Genomic DNA, 15,929 nt, shown 5'->3' with positions numbered 1-15,929 from the left:
TAATAGTGATTTTATTGTTATTATGCTTAGCTTGTGATTTAATATATATTATTAAGTAGGAGGATAGTTTTATGAACAATTTAAACTTTACAGAGTTAAGTGAAATTATTGAAAACTCTAATGTTCGGTTACATGCAGTAAAAAGGGGAAATGATGGTACATATATAAGTCATGACGTTCAATGTCCAGATGATCTTATGAATCAATTAAAAGAAATAACTACACAAGTCCTTACTTCAAATGGAAATAAGGAAAGAGATGAGTATAATATTCTAGGAGCAACTGATGGTACGATTGAGACTATTTCATCAAATGAAGATTATTATACTAACTTGGATGTAGTTATAAATTCTTTGAATAATCCTGTGGTTGATGGTAATGATAATAATTATGATTTTTTTATCTATGAATTTTACATAACTAGAAATGGTGAAACACATACGTTATATGCTTTTAGAAAAACGATTAATTTTAAGAAATTTAAGAAGGGATTTATTGGTGTTTTTAGAGAAAATAATTTTCAGAATCTTTCGCCCCAAAGTTTATTGGGGACTGATGATCAGGTTGACTTCATTAGAATTGATGAAGGAATAATGATTTTTAATCACATTTCTTTTGAAAGGGTACTTGACCTAAAAGAGGGGTTTAGACATGATGCAGAGAATTTTTTTGATGATCATCGAGAAGACTTTGAACAAGGAATTGATAATTTTAATGATTTAATACATGATGCACTTGATAATAATAGTATTATCAGAAGAATTGCAAAGATTTCTGATAATGATAATTCTACTGAATTCTTGAACCATTTAGATAGAGTTCAAACTATAAATGAAATGTTTGATCTAGGATTAGAAATACGCGATGACAGAATAATATATCATAAATCACAATTGTCTGATATAGTTCATTTGATGCAAGATGCTTATTATAGGACGTTGATAGAAGATCATCCTGGAATAGATAAAAGAAGATAAAAATTAGGTGTGTTATGAGGTAAATCAATTTGACTGGGTTCTTATATTTTTTAAAGCGTATTTTTATTTTCATTTCATCATACGTTATATTATTTATAATGCTTTTTTTTCAAAATATGTCTAGTTTTTCTTTTCCTAGTCTTTATAGGCTATTTACAGAAAATGTATGTTTTTGGATAGCCATTATTATTACTTCTGTTGTATCTTTGATAACTTTTTTAATTGTTATTTATCAGTTATGGAATATTGGAAAAAATAGTAATGATGAAGATGTGTTTTCAATTGAAAGTTATGAATCTGTTGATATGGATGTTTTAAATTATTTTGTTACTTGTCTTATTCCATTATTGTCATTAGATATAACTAATTTTTCATCTATATTAGCTAATTGTATATTATTCTTTATTGAAGGATTTTATTTTTTATTTACTGACTCATTTCAGTTTAATATATTATGGGCATTATTAGGATATAGGTTTTACAAAGTTAAGGCTAAAAATTCTTCTAGTGATTTTATATTGATTACAAGAAATAAAGTTAATGATTTTAATAGAGATGATATCAAAATGTATCAAGTTGATTCATCCAAGTTTATATATGCAAAGAAAATTAAATAGTAATAAAATATAACTACACAAAAACAGGTCAACCTCACAGTTGACCTGTTTTTTACTAAGTATTGCCAATCCTACTTGTTATCTTTGTTCAAAGCGATGTTCTTAAGGGCTTCAAAAGCATCGATGTCGATTTCTTCAGTAGTATTGTTGTTGAAGGTAACTTGGTATGAAATGATGTTACCTTCTGATTCGCGGGGATGGATTGAGTTCACGTTGTTCACGTTAATCAAACGACCATCGCCAGTTTCAACTAATCCAGAAAAGTTCATGTTTTTCACCTCCTTACTAGTATTATTACATATGACGCGCCAAAAGATAACTAATAACACGCTCAAATTGCCGTTAAATTGGGAATTTATTGCCTTTTGTTAATTTCGTGATTTACATTAAAAAGACTTAATAAATTAAGCAAGCGTTTTTATTGCAACCGTTTTCATATGGGAGTATATTAGGGTCAACAAAAGAATTAAGTACTTTTGGGAGGAAGAAATTATGACAGATGTAAAGAAAATTCCTGCAGCAGTAGCAATGCTTAAAGTTATTGAATCATATGGCGTTAAGGACGTTTATGGATACCCTGGTGGTTCCATTAACTCAACGCTTGCTGCGCTCGATCAAGAAAAAGATAACATTAATTACGTACAAATTCGACACGAACAGGTTGGTGCATTAACGGCCGCTGCTCACGCTAAACTAACTGGTAAAATCGGAGTTGCCTTTGGGTCCGCTGGTCCTGGTGCGGTCAACTTACTAAACGGTTTGTATGACGCCAAAGAAGACCACGCTCCAGTCCTTGCCATCGTTGGCCAAGTTGGTCATGACAACATGAACTACAATTACTTCCAAGAATTTCCAGAGACCCCAATGTTCTCTGACGTTTCGGTTTACGACCGTATCGTAATGACTCCTGAAAGCTTGCCACACGTTGTTGACCGTGCGATTCATGAAGCATACGCAAAGAAGGGTGTTGCCGTAGTTGTCATTCCAAATGACTTCGGTTTTGAAGAAATTCCAGATGTTCCGTACAGTTCTGCATCAAAGACTTACGACAAGCCAGCTCCAGAACCAGTCGCAACCGATGATGAAGTAAGTCAAGCCCTTAAGATGATTAAGAATGCTAAACGTCCAGTGCTCCACGTTGGTCGTGGAATCAAGGGCAATGGCGACAAGTTAATCGAACTTTCAAAGAAACTCCAGATTCCAGTTATTATGGATGGATTAGCTTTAGGCTACGTTGACGCCAACTACGAAGCTAACCTAGGAACCGCCAACCGTGCCGCATCAAAGGACGCTGACGAAATCTTGAGTACCGCTGACTTAGTTATCGCCATTGGTGGTGACTTCCCATTCGCTAAATCAGTTTATGCAAGTCACAAATTCGCTTACATCCAAATTGATGACTCTCAAATCCAACTTGGTCGTCACCACGAAGTTGACCTCCCAATCTGGTCTGACGCGGGCTCATTTGTTGACAAGGCATTGGCTCAAAGTGAAAAAGTTGCTCCAAGTCCATTCTACAAGGCCGCCGTTGCTGACCAAGCTAACTGGATGGAGTACATTCACAAGATGTTAAACATTGGCAGTGACGAAACCGATGAGAGTAATGGTAGTTTCATGGAAGAATTCAAGGACTTTGGTAAGCACTTGAAGGACACCATGACTAACGCTAACTCAACCATGCCAGTTGCCCCAATCTACAAACAAATTAACCGAGTAGCCGACAAAGATGCCGTCTTCTCAATCGACGTTGGTGACAACATCATCAACAGTTTCAGATACTTGGACATTCAACCAACTAACAAATGGGTCATTTCCGCATTGTTCGCAACGATGGGTTCTGGACTTCCTGGTGCCATTGCGGCTAAGAAAGCTTACCCAGATCGTCAAGTCTTTAACATTGCTGGTGACGGTGCCCTTTCAATGGTTATCCAAGACTTAGTAACTTTGACGAAGTATCAACTTCCAGTTATTAACGTGGTTACTTCAAACGAAGACTTAGGCTTCATCGAAGGTGAACAAGAAGACTTACCAATGCAATTCTTCGGCCTTCAACTTCAAGGTCAAAGCTTTGAATTGATCGCTAAGGGAATGGGAATTGACGCTACGACTGTTCACAACGTTTCTGAACTTCCAGCTGCTTTTGACAAAGCCGTTAAGGTTACCAAAGCTGGTCACCCATTCTTGATTGACGCAAAGATTAACCAAGACCGTGGACTTCCAGTTGAAGATTTGATCGTTAAGATTGAAAATGGTCAAATCGTTGAAACCATCAGTCCAAACTACAAGAAGGACAAGAATGACAACAAGACTTACACATTACCAGAATTCTTCGCAGAATATGGTGGCGAAGGCTTGTTACCACTTAAAGACTTCTTCGACAAATACGATGTTCAACTTTAATAAGTAAGAAAAAGAGCTCTCATTGAGAGCTCTTTTTTGTGGGCAAATAGAGGATGTAAAAACTTGAGCAAATTCCTCAGCTCACGGCGATTTAATGGTATGATGAAAGTAATCACAAGAGGATATCGGAGATGAAATATAATGAGTTTTAAAGGATTTGTTAATTGGTTTTTAGTTGTTTTTTGGATTGTGACTTTCGTGGTGTTAGCCATGGGTTTCAGTATGGTATCAATGTATATGATGGTAATCGGAATGCTGATTCACAGTTTAAATTGTGTCCTGGGAGATAAAATTTAAAGGAGGAATTAGATGTTTAAACCAATTTTATTGATTATCGCAGTGATTGCCTTAATCATTGCCTGTTATTTGTATTGGACGAATCGCGGTCGGGCTGATGATAAGAGTTATATCAAGAGCTGGACGTACTGCTTCTTTGTTGTATGTATGCTGGTTGCTGTCGTAACTTTTGCCGTCGCCACTAGAAACATTTTGTCAGTTGCTGGTTTTGTGATTGCCTTTGTCCTGTTTGTTTACTACTTGGTTCGTTACTTCGTCGTAGCGCTAGGGAAGCACTATAGTTGGGATCAGACGGTCTTCATTAAGTACTTTAGAAGAGCCGTGTACGCACTGCTTGCGACCCTAATCTTCTTCATTGCGTTCTACTGCTCATCAAATAACCAGTTGGATATGTTGCATCATCGAGAGATCACTTCACATCTCCAGATGAAGCACAAGAAGACGCACAAGGAAAAGATGAGAATGGAGAAGAAGGATAAGAAAGCGGAAATGAAATAGAAAAGAAGCATGACTTTAGCTAATAATGTTCAAGTCATGCTTCTTTTCTATTTAGATACTCATCATGCAACTTTTCAGCTAATTTATAATCTAAACAATGTCTTTTATAGAAAGAATTGGATTTGTTTTCAACAGGCTCATTGGACTTTCTATAGACCGTACGAGCCTTACTTTTTACCTTATCTTCATTTTTCTTAAGAAACAGATATTCGTTTAATAGGAGTCTATCTTTTTTACGACTTGCTTTTATTTTAATTTCAGTAAGTTCTGATTTTGGAACTGGAATCATGTTATTAAAGAGTAAATAACCAAGTATGTTGGTGTCGTTTTTTAATTCTCTTAAAGTAGTAATGACTCTACGTCTAGCCTTCATTGCGTTTATTCGATGCTTATTGTCGGAATGATATGACGTAAGTGGCACATAATAGTAATAAAAACAATTACTTTCATTTTTAATTTTCATAATTGTGCCAATATAATCTACTTCAGAAATATAATTGATTCCATGGTTATTTTTAACATGCTTCAATTTATTCTGTAAAAAGTGAATATAATGGTCACTTATTGTATAAAATTTCATCTATTTTTCCTTATTTAGACATATAAAAAGGTCGAAACCACCCCGGCTTCAACCCCACTAAAGATAAAGTTACAAGTCCCACTATCGCAGGGATACTCGATAAATAACCAAGTCTCACTATCGCAGAGACACTCGCAATAATAGTTCAGGTCCCACTATCGCAGGGATACTCGCTATCTATAATCATAATAGCATACTATGATAATTTTACAAATAAAAATCTTCCTTGTTCTCCATTTATTCCCTATGGTAAAATTATTATCGTGAAAAATTTCATTTTTACGTACTTTACTGTGCGTACGATAATATTCTACTTGGAGGTTAACGTTCATGAACGTTATGCAAGCAATTGAGAAGACCGTCACTAATGCGGGAATCATTAGTTCGATCACCTCAACGATTTTCATTATTTTACTGGGTTTCTTTTTACGTAAGAAGAACATTTTTACCGATAAATTCGGGAAGATGTTGTCAAAGGTCGTCTTGACCGTCGCCATTCCAGCTTTGGCACTGAATTCATTCATGCAACCAATCAACGATGATACCTTAAAAGAAGGAATGAATGTCCTCCTGTGGGGTTTCATCATTTACATCATCTTGATTTTCATTGCGCCACTGCTTTATCCCAAACAAGACGAGGATAAAAAAGAAGTGATGGGAATTTTAACCACGTTTGGTTCCACGACTTTCTTTGGAATTCCGATCGTTGGGGCGGTCTTTGGACCGAAGGGAATCATGTACAGTTCCATTTTCAATATTGGTTACCGGGTTTTCCTTTATTCATACGCCTACATCAGAATGTCAGGTTTGAAGATGGAAATGAAAAACATCAAGAAAATGTTCCTTAATCCTGTTGTAATTGCAACTTTCCTCGGACTTTTTCTGTGGTTAGGACAAAATTATGTTCCACATGTAACAGTTCAAACGATGTTGAACGGTATTCCTGGAAAAGGTACCAGTAGTGTAGCTTTCTACCGCATTGACCAAACCGCCTTGTGGCTCTGGAAGCCGTTGAACTACTTAGCTCAACTATCGTCTCCACTGGCTTGGTTATCAATTGGTGTCACTCTAGGTTCGATTTCGTTCAAGCAGGCTGCTTCTAACAAGCTTTCTTGGTACTACAGTTGGAACAAAGTTATCATTGTGCCATTGTTCAACCTGATTGCCTTGACGGCTCTCTCAATGCTGGGCATTATGCCAATGAGCTACGTGGCCATCGCAACGATTGTTATCATGATGGCAACCCCAACTGCCACGGTTGCTTCGGCCTACGCAATTAGCTTCAATCGGGATCCAGTCTTGGCTTCGAACGCGTCGTTCTTGTCGACCATTCTGTCAGTGATCATGATGCCGATTTGGATTGCACTGCTGGAAGTTATCAATAACTCGGGGATTATCAAATAATGGGTGATAAAATGTTCAAAATTACTGCGTACGGGGTACGTCCCGTTGAAGTCAGTTACTTCAAAGATTTGAATAAATACAATTATGAATTGAACCTGGTTTCGGAAATGTTAAATCGCGACAACGCCATTGATTCCAAGGGATCAGACGGAGTGTTAGTTCGTGGGAACTGTCTGGCTAACCGAGAAAATTTACAGAAGTTTGCTGACTGGGGCATTAAGTATGTCTTCACGCGTACGGTTGGATACGACCACATTGACCTGAAGGCTGCCAAGGAACTTGGCATCAAGGTCGCTCGCGTTCCCGGATATTCGCCTTACGCTGTAGCTGAACTTGCGATGACCCTCGGAATGAGTCTGTTTCGTAAAGTAGCTTTCGAAATCAACGCCACTCACGACGGCAATTTTATCGTCAACGATTCGTACTTTAGTCGGGAGATTCATTCCAGTACCGTTGGAATTATTGGTGCGGGTCGCATTGGCCGTGCTGAAGCTAGTTTGTACAGTGGGATGGGTGCAACCGTGCTCGCTAACGACCGTCACAAGGTTGACGCTCCTGAAATCGATGAATACGTCTCCATTGATGAATTATTGAAGCGGTCTGATATTGTTTCACTGCACGTTCCCTACACTAAAGGTGAAACTGATAACTTAATCAGTACCGCCCAAATCAATTTAATGAAAGACGATGCCATTTTGGTTAATACGGCTCGTGGTCAAGTGGTTGACTTAAAATCCGTCGATAATGCTCTTGCGTCCGGCACATTAGGTGGATATGGTTCTGACGTGTTAATTGATGAAGCTAACATTTTTGGTCACGAATTCAAAGGGATCGACAATATTAAGAACCAGGAAGTCGTTAACCTAATGAAAAAGTATCCTAACGCAATTGTGACGCCGCACGTTGGTTCGTTTACGGAACCGGCTTTGACGGACATGATTACCGTTAGTTACGACAATTTTCATGAAATGTTGACGACGGGTAAGTCTAAGAACGAGATTTAAGATTAAAAGAGAATATTAATTTTAGTCAGCATTTAACAATTATTGAGAGTGTCTTTTTTAAAGACATTCTTTTTAGTTTTACTTTTTATTCTATATGGTATAATCATCACTATAAAAAATTTCATTTTTTACGTATGAAGAGAGATGATACTACATGAAAGTGGTTAATTGTAATAATTTCAAAGTGAACTTTGAAACATACATGGATCGGGTTATGAAGGATGATGAAGAGGTTACAATTCATTGTGAGAATGGTGATTCGGCGGTGCTCGTTTCAAAAAAGAAATATGATAGCATGATCGAGAATCTGTTTGTCTTAGGAAATGGGGAGAATTTGAAGTTCTTGGAACATTCGAAGAAGCAATTGAAAAATGGAAAAACGAATCATTTGAAATAATAGTTAATTTAACATAATTATGCTGTATAATAACAAATGAAGATTATGCAATCAACTCATCGATTTAATAGGGCTGATGAGTAAAAGTTCGTTAGCTTATTGCTGATGACTTCGTTTGCCTTTAGCATTAAAAAATGCAGCTCCCATTTAGGAAGCTGCATTTTTTAATTATCGTGTCTGTTTAAACGGTCAAGTAATATATCAATTAATCGAATGATTAAATGTGATAAAGTACTAATCGTGATAGATACGATAATAAATAACAAGTAATACATGATTTCACCAGTGGGAACAGTTAGATTTTCGGTAAATCATTTCCCACTCTAATTATTATACAGTATAATTGACTTATTATCTGGTTAGGTTATAATATATTCATAACAAGTAATACATGATCACCGGTTTTCGGTAGGATTGATGATCAAGAGTTCGTCGGCTTGTCGCTGATGAGCTCTTTTTTTATCCATAAAACTACATAAAAAGGCTGAAACCTAAATTGGTTCCAGCCTTTTTGGTACTATAGGTCTCGCTAATGTGGAGACATTGACAAGATGGTGCCATTCCCACTAACGCAGGGAGCCTCGTTACTTCTATGATACCATTTCAATTTAATTAAATAAATGCCGTAATGGCCGAAGCAAAGACGATGAGAACTAACCCAAGGTAGGTCAGAGTCATTTCCTTTGGCGTCTTCTTCTGGTGCAGGAAGTAAATCCCGGTCAAAGTGGAAACGAGGACGGCTAGTTGACCCAGAACGTTGGCAGTGGCCAATCCGTTCATGTCAGGTTGAGCTGATATTAAGTACATTAACATACCAAAGCCTTGCGATAATCCAGCGAGAATGTTCTTGTATGAAACGGATTGAATGAAGACATTTTCGTCTTTTAGGTTCCACAAATCGTAAATCACGGCACATAGTACCATTCCGATGGCCTGGGGAAGAAAAGCATGGTTCCCGTCCATGGCTTGCATATTTGGCAATAAAGCTTTCATTGATGGCATGATGACAACCTGTGGAGCGGCTGAGTAAACTAAGTATCCCAGGGCACCAATCAGCTGAAAGATCGTAGCTTTCTTTAAAGCACCCTTATTGGTGGATTCTGGGTTTTGGACCCAAGCGGTGAGAGTCGCACCAAGGATTACGATAACTAGGGCAGTAAATCCTAAGACTTTTCCGATAATGCCAGTCCAGTCGCCTAGAACAAAGACTCCCCAAAGCGACGTCAGGATCAGCTGAAAGGCCGTGGTAATCGGCATTACTCGTGATGATCCAACTAATTTAAAACCCTTGAACTGCATGATCTGACCAAAGCCCCAGCCAAGTCCGGAAATAATCCCAAAGGTGGTGCTGATCCAGCCAGGAAGGGCTAATCCTTCAATGAAAAACAGGACGACCGCAAATACTAAGGTTCCAAGGGTGGCACCTAAGATTTGGTTGGCGGGTTTTCCACCCACCTTCGAAGCAATCGTTGGGAAAAGTCCCCAACCGACCATTGGTCCTAAACCAATTAATATCGCTAGCCAATTCATAATAATAACCTCCTAAAGTGTGTGAATGAATTTTTGAAACGCTGCGGTCCCCTGGTCATCGAGCTTGAAGACCCCGGCGTTTTCCAAGACGTGCATAAAGGTAATCCCGACTTCTTTGTCAATCACGTCCTGGACGTTGTCGGGATTGAGTTGGTAACTTTGTTTGATCTGGTTGGCCCAGGCAACGTGATAATCCGCGATGTCGTTAGGCTGACCAAGTAGATACTTCTTGACCTCGGCCAGTTCGGATTTCAGACGAGCGGGCAAGATGGCACGTCCCATCACCTCAATCAGGCCAATGTTTTCCTTTTTGATGTGTTGGTATTCGGCGTGGGGATGAAAAATGCCATCGGGATACTTCTTGGACGTCTGGTTATCACGCAGAACCACGTAGACCTCAAACTGTCCCTGCTCGTTCATACGGACAATCGGTGTGACCGTGTGATGCGGTGTCCCGTTTGTTTCGGCACGCACGTCGACGGACGGGTCCGAATACTTGCGCCATTCATTTAAGATATGGGTCGCAAAATCAATTAGTTCCTGTTTATCGGTCCCAGTCAGGCGAATCGTCGACATCGGCCAGTTTAAGACCTCGGCCTTAACGTCTGGATACTGGTCCAGGTCAAAGGTGAACCGGGTCTGTGCTTTCATCATTGGGAAGGTGTGATAGCCGCCCTGGTAGTGTTCGTGACTCAGAATTGAACCGCCCACGATTGGTAGGTCCGCATTACTCCCCATAAAGTACGCAGGGAACATCGAAACAATTTCAGTTAGGTTGAAAAACGTCTGCGCACTAATTTTCATCGGCTCGTGAACATCATCCAAAAAGATGCAGTGCTGATCAAAGTAGGAGTACGGTGAATACTGAAAGCCCCATGGTTTTCCGCCAACTAAAACATCAATGATGCGGTGATTGACCCGCACCGGAATTTGCGAATTACCGTAGTAACCCTCGGTTTGAGCGCACAGGTTGCACTCGGGATAACCAAAGTGGGTGTTTTGACCGGCCTTGGCAATGTCCTTGGGGTCCTTCTCCGGTTTCGACAGGTTAATCGTGATTTCCAGATCCCCAAACTTGGTGTCAATGTCCCAGAGCATGTTCTTCTTGATGCGAGCGGTTTTAATGTAGTTATTTTGTTGGCTTAAATTGTAAAAATAGTTTGTGGCCTGGTCGGGGGCTTGTTGATACAGGTTCCAGAACTTGTCGTTGACGACGCTTGGAAGTGGGGTGTAGAGATTAGTCAGTTCCGCCTCTAACAGTTCATGGTTTTTGAGGGTATCGTCAATCTGACCATTCTTAATGGCCAAGTCGATTAGCTGGTCGACCGTTGCCAATAATTGGTCAGATAAGTTCGGATTGGACACGTTCTTTTCACCAACCAAATGGTAAAGATAATTTATGAGATACGTGCGATCCGTGGGTCGGTACGTTTGTCCGGTATCAATGACCTGGTCCGCGTAATGTTCAACGAGATTTTCCATGTTGTTCACCTCACCTAAATCTGGATTTCTTTAGGGCCATCCGAGATGTTGGCGATGTAGAAGTCAGCGTCGTAGCCGAAGCGGTAGTTGTAGGTGTCACCAACGTTTTTGGTGAAGTTTGCGACTTGGTCAGATGGAACGATTGCAATCGCACACCCACCGAAGCCAGCACCGATCATTCGCGATCCAACGGCGCCGTTCTTCCAAGCTTCATGAACTAGCGTATCCAAGTTCGGACCAGTGACTTCGTAGTCGTATTCAAGGGAAATGTGAGATGCGTTCACCAGTCGACCAAATTCAGCAATGGCGTTGTTGCGTAAAGCCTTCACGGCTCTTAAGGTTCGTTGATTTTCGGAAACCGCATGACGGGCTCGTTTCAACAACGTTGCGTCATTAATGGTGTAGGTGTACTCGTCGAATTCATCATTTGACATGGCACCAAACGAAGAGAAGTCGGCCACCTTGTTGACGAGTTTTAAGGCGTCCTCACACTGTTGGCGGCGCTCGTTGTACTTGGAATCTTTGAGGCCCCGTTTCTTGTTGGTGTTCATGATGACGATTTTATCGTTTCCGAGTTTAATCGGAACGAACTCGCTCTTCATCGTGTTGGTATCGAGCAGAATGGCCGTGTCTTTTTTGCCCATCTCAACGGCGTACTGGTCCATGATGCCAGAGTTAACGCCAATGTCAGTGTTTTCAACGTGCTGTCCGAGTTTGGCTAGTTCTGGTCCCGAGAAGACGTCGTTAAACTGGTCGTTTAAAATCTTGCCAAACAGCATCTCAATGGAAGCAGAGGATGATAGCCCCGACTCGTCCGGTAAAGTGCCGTAAATTAGAATGTTAAAACCATGATCCAGCTTGTGACCCTTGTCGGCAAAGGCCTTAAACATCCCTTTGGGATAGTTAATCCAGCCATCATCGTGGTTAATTGTTAGGTCATCGATTTGAAAAGAGTTCACGCCCGTATCCGGGAAGTTCTCCGAATAGATGTTGACTTGTTTGTCGTTACTCGGAGTCACCACGGCGTACGTTCCGAGGCTAATGGCACAAGGGAAGACGTGACCACCGTTGTAATCGGTGTGTTCACCGATCAGGTTGATTCGGCCGGGCGCAAAGTACGCCTTGGTCGGTTCCTGTGAATACAAGTCTTGAAATTTATCCTTTAAATTACTAATAATTTTGTTAGTTGAAGTTATTTTCTGGGTCATTTAAAACATCTCCTTAGAAATCATTTCATTTGTAGTGATTTCTATTTTGAGAGTAAGCGTTTTCATATGGTAAGTCAAGATTTTTTATCTTATAAAATAAATTGTGTGAATGGCCCAAATCGTTAATTTGTTGCGTATGTAAGCGCTTTACATAGTCAAGCAATTCGTTATACTGAAATTGTGATCACATTGAATTTGTTAAAAAGCAACAATTTAAGCAATAGGAGGATGGTTATGAATAAATCAAAATCAAAACCTAAGAAGGACACCCTTCCGCGGTTAAGTTTGTATACAATTTTTGCGATGACGTTTGGCTTCTTCGGAGTCAGTATGGCATTCTCGCTTCAAAGCTCACAAATGGGACGAATCTTTCAGACCATTGGTGCCGATCCGACTAAATTAGGATTCTTTTTCCTATTACCACCGTTGGCTGGAATGATTGTACAGCCCTTAATTGGGAAATATTCAGATGTCACTTGGAATCGGTTTGGTAGAAGAATGCCATACTTGCTAGTGGGAGCTCCAATCGCTGCCATCGTGTTGGTATTATTGCCAAACGCTGGATCCTTTGGGTTTGGTTACGGATCGTTTGCCGCTTTACTTTTTGGTGCTATCACAATTGCTGTGATGGATGTTTCGTCAAATGCATGTATGCAACCTTCCAAGATGATTGTTGGTGACATGGTAAATGAAGATCAAAAGGATTTGACCTGGTCATGGCAGCAGTCCTATGCCAATCTAGGTGGAGTATTTGCGACGTTATTGCCATTTATTTTAACGGCAATTGGAATTTCTAACGTTGCCCCAAAAGGTGTGGTTCCGTTATCGGTTAAGATGTCTTTTTACATCGCTGCTGCAGTTCTTTTAATCATGTCATTGTATACGGTATTATCGGTTCACGAATACAGTCCAACGGTCTACGCTAAATACCATGGGATTGACGTTAACAGTCAAAAAACTAAGAGTAGTTTAATTAAATTGTTAAGAACTGCTCCTCGCCCGTTTTGGGAAGTTTCGTTCGTCCAATTCTTTAGTTGGTTTGCTTTTCAATACTTATGGACCTATGGAACTGGTTCAATTGCTAAGACTATTTGGCACGTTACTGATCCAACTTCTGCTGCATACCAAGCAGCCGGGAACTGGTTTGGAATTTTGTCAGGAATTGAGGGACTGGCTGCTGCTATCTTTGGTTTCTTGGTTCTATCACGAACTAAACCAAATTCACGTAAAATGTGGTATCGAATTGGATTGTTTGCCGGTGGGGTTGGATTTGTTTGGTTGTCATTCATTCATTCCCAAGCTCTTTCAGTGGTAGCCTTTGTTTTAATCGGAATTTCCTTTTTGGCAATGCAATCTGAGTCTTTGTCAATCGTTACTGGGGCTTTAAACGGTGAGGACGAAGGTGCTTACTTAGGACTCTTTAATATTAGTATCTGTATGCCACAGATCATCGCATCGTTGGCCAGTTTTGTGATTTTACCATTAATTGGTAAATCAATGCCGGGGATGATTTTGGTAGCTGGAATTATGATGCTGATTGGAGTATTAGCCGTTAGTGCTATTCACGTGAAACCAATTGTAACTTCAAAATAAGATTTAATTTAGGAGTTTGTTATGAAAAACTATCAATGGTGGAAAATGCAAAAGAAATCCGTCAGAATTATAATGATATCGAAAGTGAGTTGCGCACTTATGAAACAAGAATTTATTTAAGTAAATAAAAATGGGCTCATCAAACCATACCTTGATGAGCCTATTCTTGGTGAAAATTGATTTGAGAGGTGGAAATGATGAAAGACAAACAATGGTGGAAAAATGCAGTGGTATATCAGGTCTATCCACAGAGTTTTCAAGACAGTAATGGTGATGGAGTCGGTGATTTAAATGGTATTAGAGAACGGCTACCGTACATTAAAAAATTAGGTGCCAACGTCATTTGGCTTAATCCGATTTATGAATCACCAGAAGAAGACAATGGGTACGACATCTCAGATTATCGCCAAATTAACCCGAAATACGGCGACATGAATTCGTTTCAGCAGTTATTAGACCGGGCTCATGAACTGAGCATTAAAATTGTGATGGACTTAGTTGTTAATCACACATCCGATCAGCATAAATGGTTTAAGGAAAGTCGGAAATCAAAAGACAATCCGTACCGTGATTACTACTACTGGCGTGATCCAGTTGACGGTCACGCCCCAAATGACTGGGGTTCCTTTTTCAACGGTTCAACGTGGAAATATGATGAACAAACGGGTCAGTACTACCTCCATCTTTTTGCGGACGGTCAACCCGATTTGAACTGGGAAAATCCCAAAGTCAGAGAAGAAGTTAAAAGTCTGATGAAGTTCTGGTTGAATAAGGGCGTCGATGGTTTCCGAATGGACGCCATTAACTTGATTTCCAAGCCCAAAGGATTGCCAAACATGCCGAAAGCTGCCAATGCTAAATATTCGGCACCGGGTGCAGGGGTTTTGAACGGACCACGGTTGAATGAGTTTTTGCGTGAATTGAATACCGATGTCTTATCAAAATATGACATCATGACGGTCGGTGAAATGTCAGGAACTAATCCAGAACAGGCACTGGAATACACTGGTTTTGACGCGCATGAACTTAACATGGTTTTTCAATTTGAACACGTTGAATTGACACCCAATCCTGACACACGACTGAATAAATGGAACGATCAGCCCGTAAAATTGACTGATTTGAAGCGAGTCTTCAATAATTGGCAGACCAAGTTGCACAACCAGGGGTGGAACAGTCTGTATTGGAGTAACCATGACCAACCCCGAGCTGTGAGTCGGTTTGCGATTGACAAACCAGAGTATCGGAAGTTGGCTGCAAAAATGTTAGGAACGACTTTGCATATGATGCAAGGAACGCCATATATCTTTGAAGGTGAAGAACTCGGTATGACCAACGCTCACAAAGAAGACCTAACTCAATATGAGGATATCGAGGCAATCAATGCCTACAATCAATATGTAAAACAAGAGAAGATTGTTTCACCAACTAAGATGATGGAATATCTCGCCAATATGTCTCGGGATAATGCGAGAACGCCAATGCAGTGGGACAATTCCAAGAATGCTGGCTTTACCACTGGCACGCCGTGGTTTGCGGTTAACAAGAACTATAAAGAAATTAACGCAAAGGATGAAGTTGACGATCCAAATTCGGTCTTTGCTTACTATCAGAAGTTAATTGAATTGCGGAAGAATAACCCAATTATCATTGAAGGAGACTTTGAACTGCTAGACCCAGACGATGAGGAAGTCTTCACCTACAAGCGTCATTATCAAGGAGAAACTTTGTTAGTTATCAGTAATTTCACTGACCACGAGGTGGAACGTGATTATGATGTACCGGAGGACGCTGAAAAGTTGATTGGAAATTACGCTGATTTCAAAGATACGTTACGTCCTTATGAAACAAAAGTTTACTTGAGTAAATAGGAACCTGTATCATCAATCTATATTTTGATAAGTATATTAATAATATAAGATATTACACAAAGATTATATAT

The 15,929-nt window shown here is 39.8% G+C and carries 14 protein-coding genes; 9 read left to right on the top strand and 5 right to left on the bottom strand.

Going from position 1 to position 15,929, the window contains the following annotated elements; genetic code table 11:
- The first annotated feature begins 71 nt into the window (after window positions 1–71).
- Together AC6UD8_RS05065 and AC6UD8_RS05060 are read left to right on the top strand one after the other, a co-directional pair.
- Window positions 72–977, top strand: coding sequence for a Kiwa anti-phage protein KwaB-like domain-containing protein (locus AC6UD8_RS05065; protein ID WP_500699680.1), 906 nt, complete (start codon window positions 72–74; stop codon window positions 975–977).
- 29 nt (window positions 978–1,006) lie between these two features.
- Window positions 1,007–1,594, top strand: a complete 588-nt coding sequence (locus tag AC6UD8_RS05060) for a KwaA family protein (RefSeq protein ID WP_500699679.1) — start codon at window positions 1,007–1,009, stop codon at window positions 1,592–1,594.
- Window positions 1,595–1,665: 71 nt separating this feature from the next.
- On the opposite strand, the gene AC6UD8_RS05055 is transcribed toward AC6UD8_RS05060, so the two are convergent.
- Entirely contained in the window at window positions 1,666–1,863 is a 198-nt protein-coding gene (locus AC6UD8_RS05055) for a hypothetical protein (RefSeq protein ID WP_500694170.1), read from the bottom strand.
- Between the two features lie 223 nt (window positions 1,864–2,086).
- Between AC6UD8_RS05055 and AC6UD8_RS05050 the strand changes: the two genes are divergently transcribed.
- The gene (locus AC6UD8_RS05050; RefSeq protein WP_500723582.1) at window positions 2,087–3,994 is read left to right on the top strand and encodes a thiamine pyrophosphate-dependent enzyme; all 1,908 of its coding nucleotides are present in this window, start codon (window positions 2,087–2,089) and stop codon (window positions 3,992–3,994) included.
- Between the two features lie 309 nt (window positions 3,995–4,303).
- Window positions 4,304–4,789: a hypothetical protein gene (locus AC6UD8_RS05045; RefSeq protein ID WP_500699678.1), complete on the top strand. Its 486-nt coding sequence runs from the start codon at window positions 4,304–4,306 to the stop codon at window positions 4,787–4,789.
- A gap of 34 nt (window positions 4,790–4,823) precedes the next feature.
- On the opposite strand, the gene AC6UD8_RS05040 is transcribed toward AC6UD8_RS05045, so the two are convergent.
- A complete protein-coding gene (locus tag AC6UD8_RS05040) occupies window positions 4,824–5,369 on the bottom strand; it encodes a type III toxin-antitoxin system ToxN/AbiQ family toxin (RefSeq protein ID WP_500695980.1) in 546 nt (181 codons plus the stop codon).
- A 330-nt stretch (window positions 5,370–5,699) separates the two neighbouring features.
- Between AC6UD8_RS05040 and AC6UD8_RS05035 the strand changes: the two genes are divergently transcribed.
- The 3 genes from AC6UD8_RS05035 to AC6UD8_RS05025 all read left to right on the top strand — a co-directional run bounded on the left by AC6UD8_RS05035 (window position 5,700) and on the right by AC6UD8_RS05025 (window position 8,174).
- Window positions 5,700–6,773, top strand: coding sequence for an AEC family transporter (locus AC6UD8_RS05035; RefSeq protein WP_500695981.1), 1,074 nt, complete (start codon window positions 5,700–5,702; stop codon window positions 6,771–6,773).
- Window positions 6,774–6,784: 11 nt separating this feature from the next.
- Complete coding sequence (locus AC6UD8_RS05030) at window positions 6,785–7,777, top strand: NAD(P)-dependent oxidoreductase (protein WP_500699762.1); 993 nt, start codon at window positions 6,785–6,787, stop codon at window positions 7,775–7,777.
- Window positions 7,778–7,931: 154 nt separating this feature from the next.
- The gene (locus tag AC6UD8_RS05025; protein ID WP_500695983.1) at window positions 7,932–8,174 is read left to right on the top strand and encodes a type II toxin-antitoxin system Phd/YefM family antitoxin; all 243 of its coding nucleotides are present in this window, start codon (window positions 7,932–7,934) and stop codon (window positions 8,172–8,174) included.
- Window positions 8,175–8,786: 612 nt separating this feature from the next.
- Here the strand turns inward: AC6UD8_RS05025 and rbsU are convergent.
- Genes rbsU through AC6UD8_RS05010 form a run of 3 tightly spaced genes read right to left on the bottom strand, consistent with a single transcriptional unit; the run spans window position 8,787 to window position 12,394 of the window.
- Entirely contained in the window at window positions 8,787–9,704 is a 918-nt protein-coding gene (gene rbsU, locus AC6UD8_RS05020; RefSeq protein ID WP_500695984.1) for a ribose/proton symporter RbsU, read from the bottom strand.
- Window positions 9,705–9,716: 12 nt separating this feature from the next.
- Window positions 9,717–11,186 carry a UDP-glucose--hexose-1-phosphate uridylyltransferase gene (gene galT, locus AC6UD8_RS05015; protein ID WP_500699677.1) on the bottom strand — a complete coding sequence of 490 codons (1,470 nt, stop codon included), beginning with the start codon at window positions 11,184–11,186 and terminating at the stop codon, window positions 9,717–9,719.
- 14 nt (window positions 11,187–11,200) lie between these two features.
- Window positions 11,201–12,394: a galactokinase gene (locus AC6UD8_RS05010; protein ID WP_500699676.1), complete on the bottom strand. Its 1,194-nt coding sequence runs from the start codon at window positions 12,392–12,394 to the stop codon at window positions 11,201–11,203.
- 234 nt (window positions 12,395–12,628) lie between these two features.
- On the opposite strand from AC6UD8_RS05010, the gene AC6UD8_RS05005 reads away from it, so the two are divergent.
- Window positions 12,629–13,987, top strand: coding sequence for an SLC45 family MFS transporter (locus AC6UD8_RS05005; RefSeq protein WP_500699675.1), 1,359 nt, complete (start codon window positions 12,629–12,631; stop codon window positions 13,985–13,987).
- Between the two features lie 197 nt (window positions 13,988–14,184).
- Complete coding sequence (locus AC6UD8_RS05000; protein ID WP_500699761.1) at window positions 14,185–15,858, top strand: glycoside hydrolase family 13 protein; 1,674 nt, start codon at window positions 14,185–14,187, stop codon at window positions 15,856–15,858.
- Window positions 15,859–15,929: the final 71 nt, after the last annotated feature.

The organism is Fructilactobacillus sp. X1R3C1, assembly GCF_059901545.1.
Note: the sequence above shows the minus strand (reverse complement) of the source record. Positions and strands in the feature narration are given on the sequence as shown.

Bases quoted from the DNA above. Each gene is read 5' to 3' on its own strand.
- AC6UD8_RS05065 (WP_500699680.1), top strand. From the start codon at position 72: ATGAACAATTTAAACTTTACAGAGTTAAGTGAAATTATTGAAAACTCT.
- AC6UD8_RS05050 (WP_500723582.1), top strand. From the start codon at position 2,087: ATGACAGATGTAAAGAAAATTCCTGCAGCAGTAGCAATGCTTAAAGTT.
- AC6UD8_RS05025 (WP_500695983.1), top strand. From the start codon at position 7,932: ATGAAAGTGGTTAATTGTAATAATTTCAAAGTGAACTTTGAAACATAC.
- galT (WP_500699677.1), bottom strand. From the start codon at position 11,186: ATGGAAAATCTCGTTGAACATTACGCGGACCAGGTCATTGATACCGGA.
- rbsU (WP_500695984.1), bottom strand. From the start codon at position 9,704: ATGAATTGGCTAGCGATATTAATTGGTTTAGGACCAATGGTCGGTTGG.
- AC6UD8_RS05040 (WP_500695980.1), bottom strand. From the start codon at position 5,369: ATGAAATTTTATACAATAAGTGACCATTATATTCACTTTTTACAGAAT.
- AC6UD8_RS05005 (WP_500699675.1), top strand. From the start codon at position 12,629: ATGAATAAATCAAAATCAAAACCTAAGAAGGACACCCTTCCGCGGTTA.
- AC6UD8_RS05000 (WP_500699761.1), top strand. From the start codon at position 14,185: ATGAAAGACAAACAATGGTGGAAAAATGCAGTGGTATATCAGGTCTAT.
- AC6UD8_RS05030 (WP_500699762.1), top strand. From the start codon at position 6,785: ATGTTCAAAATTACTGCGTACGGGGTACGTCCCGTTGAAGTCAGTTAC.
- AC6UD8_RS05035 (WP_500695981.1), top strand. From the start codon at position 5,700: ATGAACGTTATGCAAGCAATTGAGAAGACCGTCACTAATGCGGGAATC.
- AC6UD8_RS05010 (WP_500699676.1), bottom strand. From the start codon at position 12,394: ATGACCCAGAAAATAACTTCAACTAACAAAATTATTAGTAATTTAAAG.
- AC6UD8_RS05045 (WP_500699678.1), top strand. From the start codon at position 4,304: ATGTTTAAACCAATTTTATTGATTATCGCAGTGATTGCCTTAATCATT.
- AC6UD8_RS05055 (WP_500694170.1), bottom strand. From the start codon at position 1,863: ATGAACTTTTCTGGATTAGTTGAAACTGGCGATGGTCGTTTGATTAAC.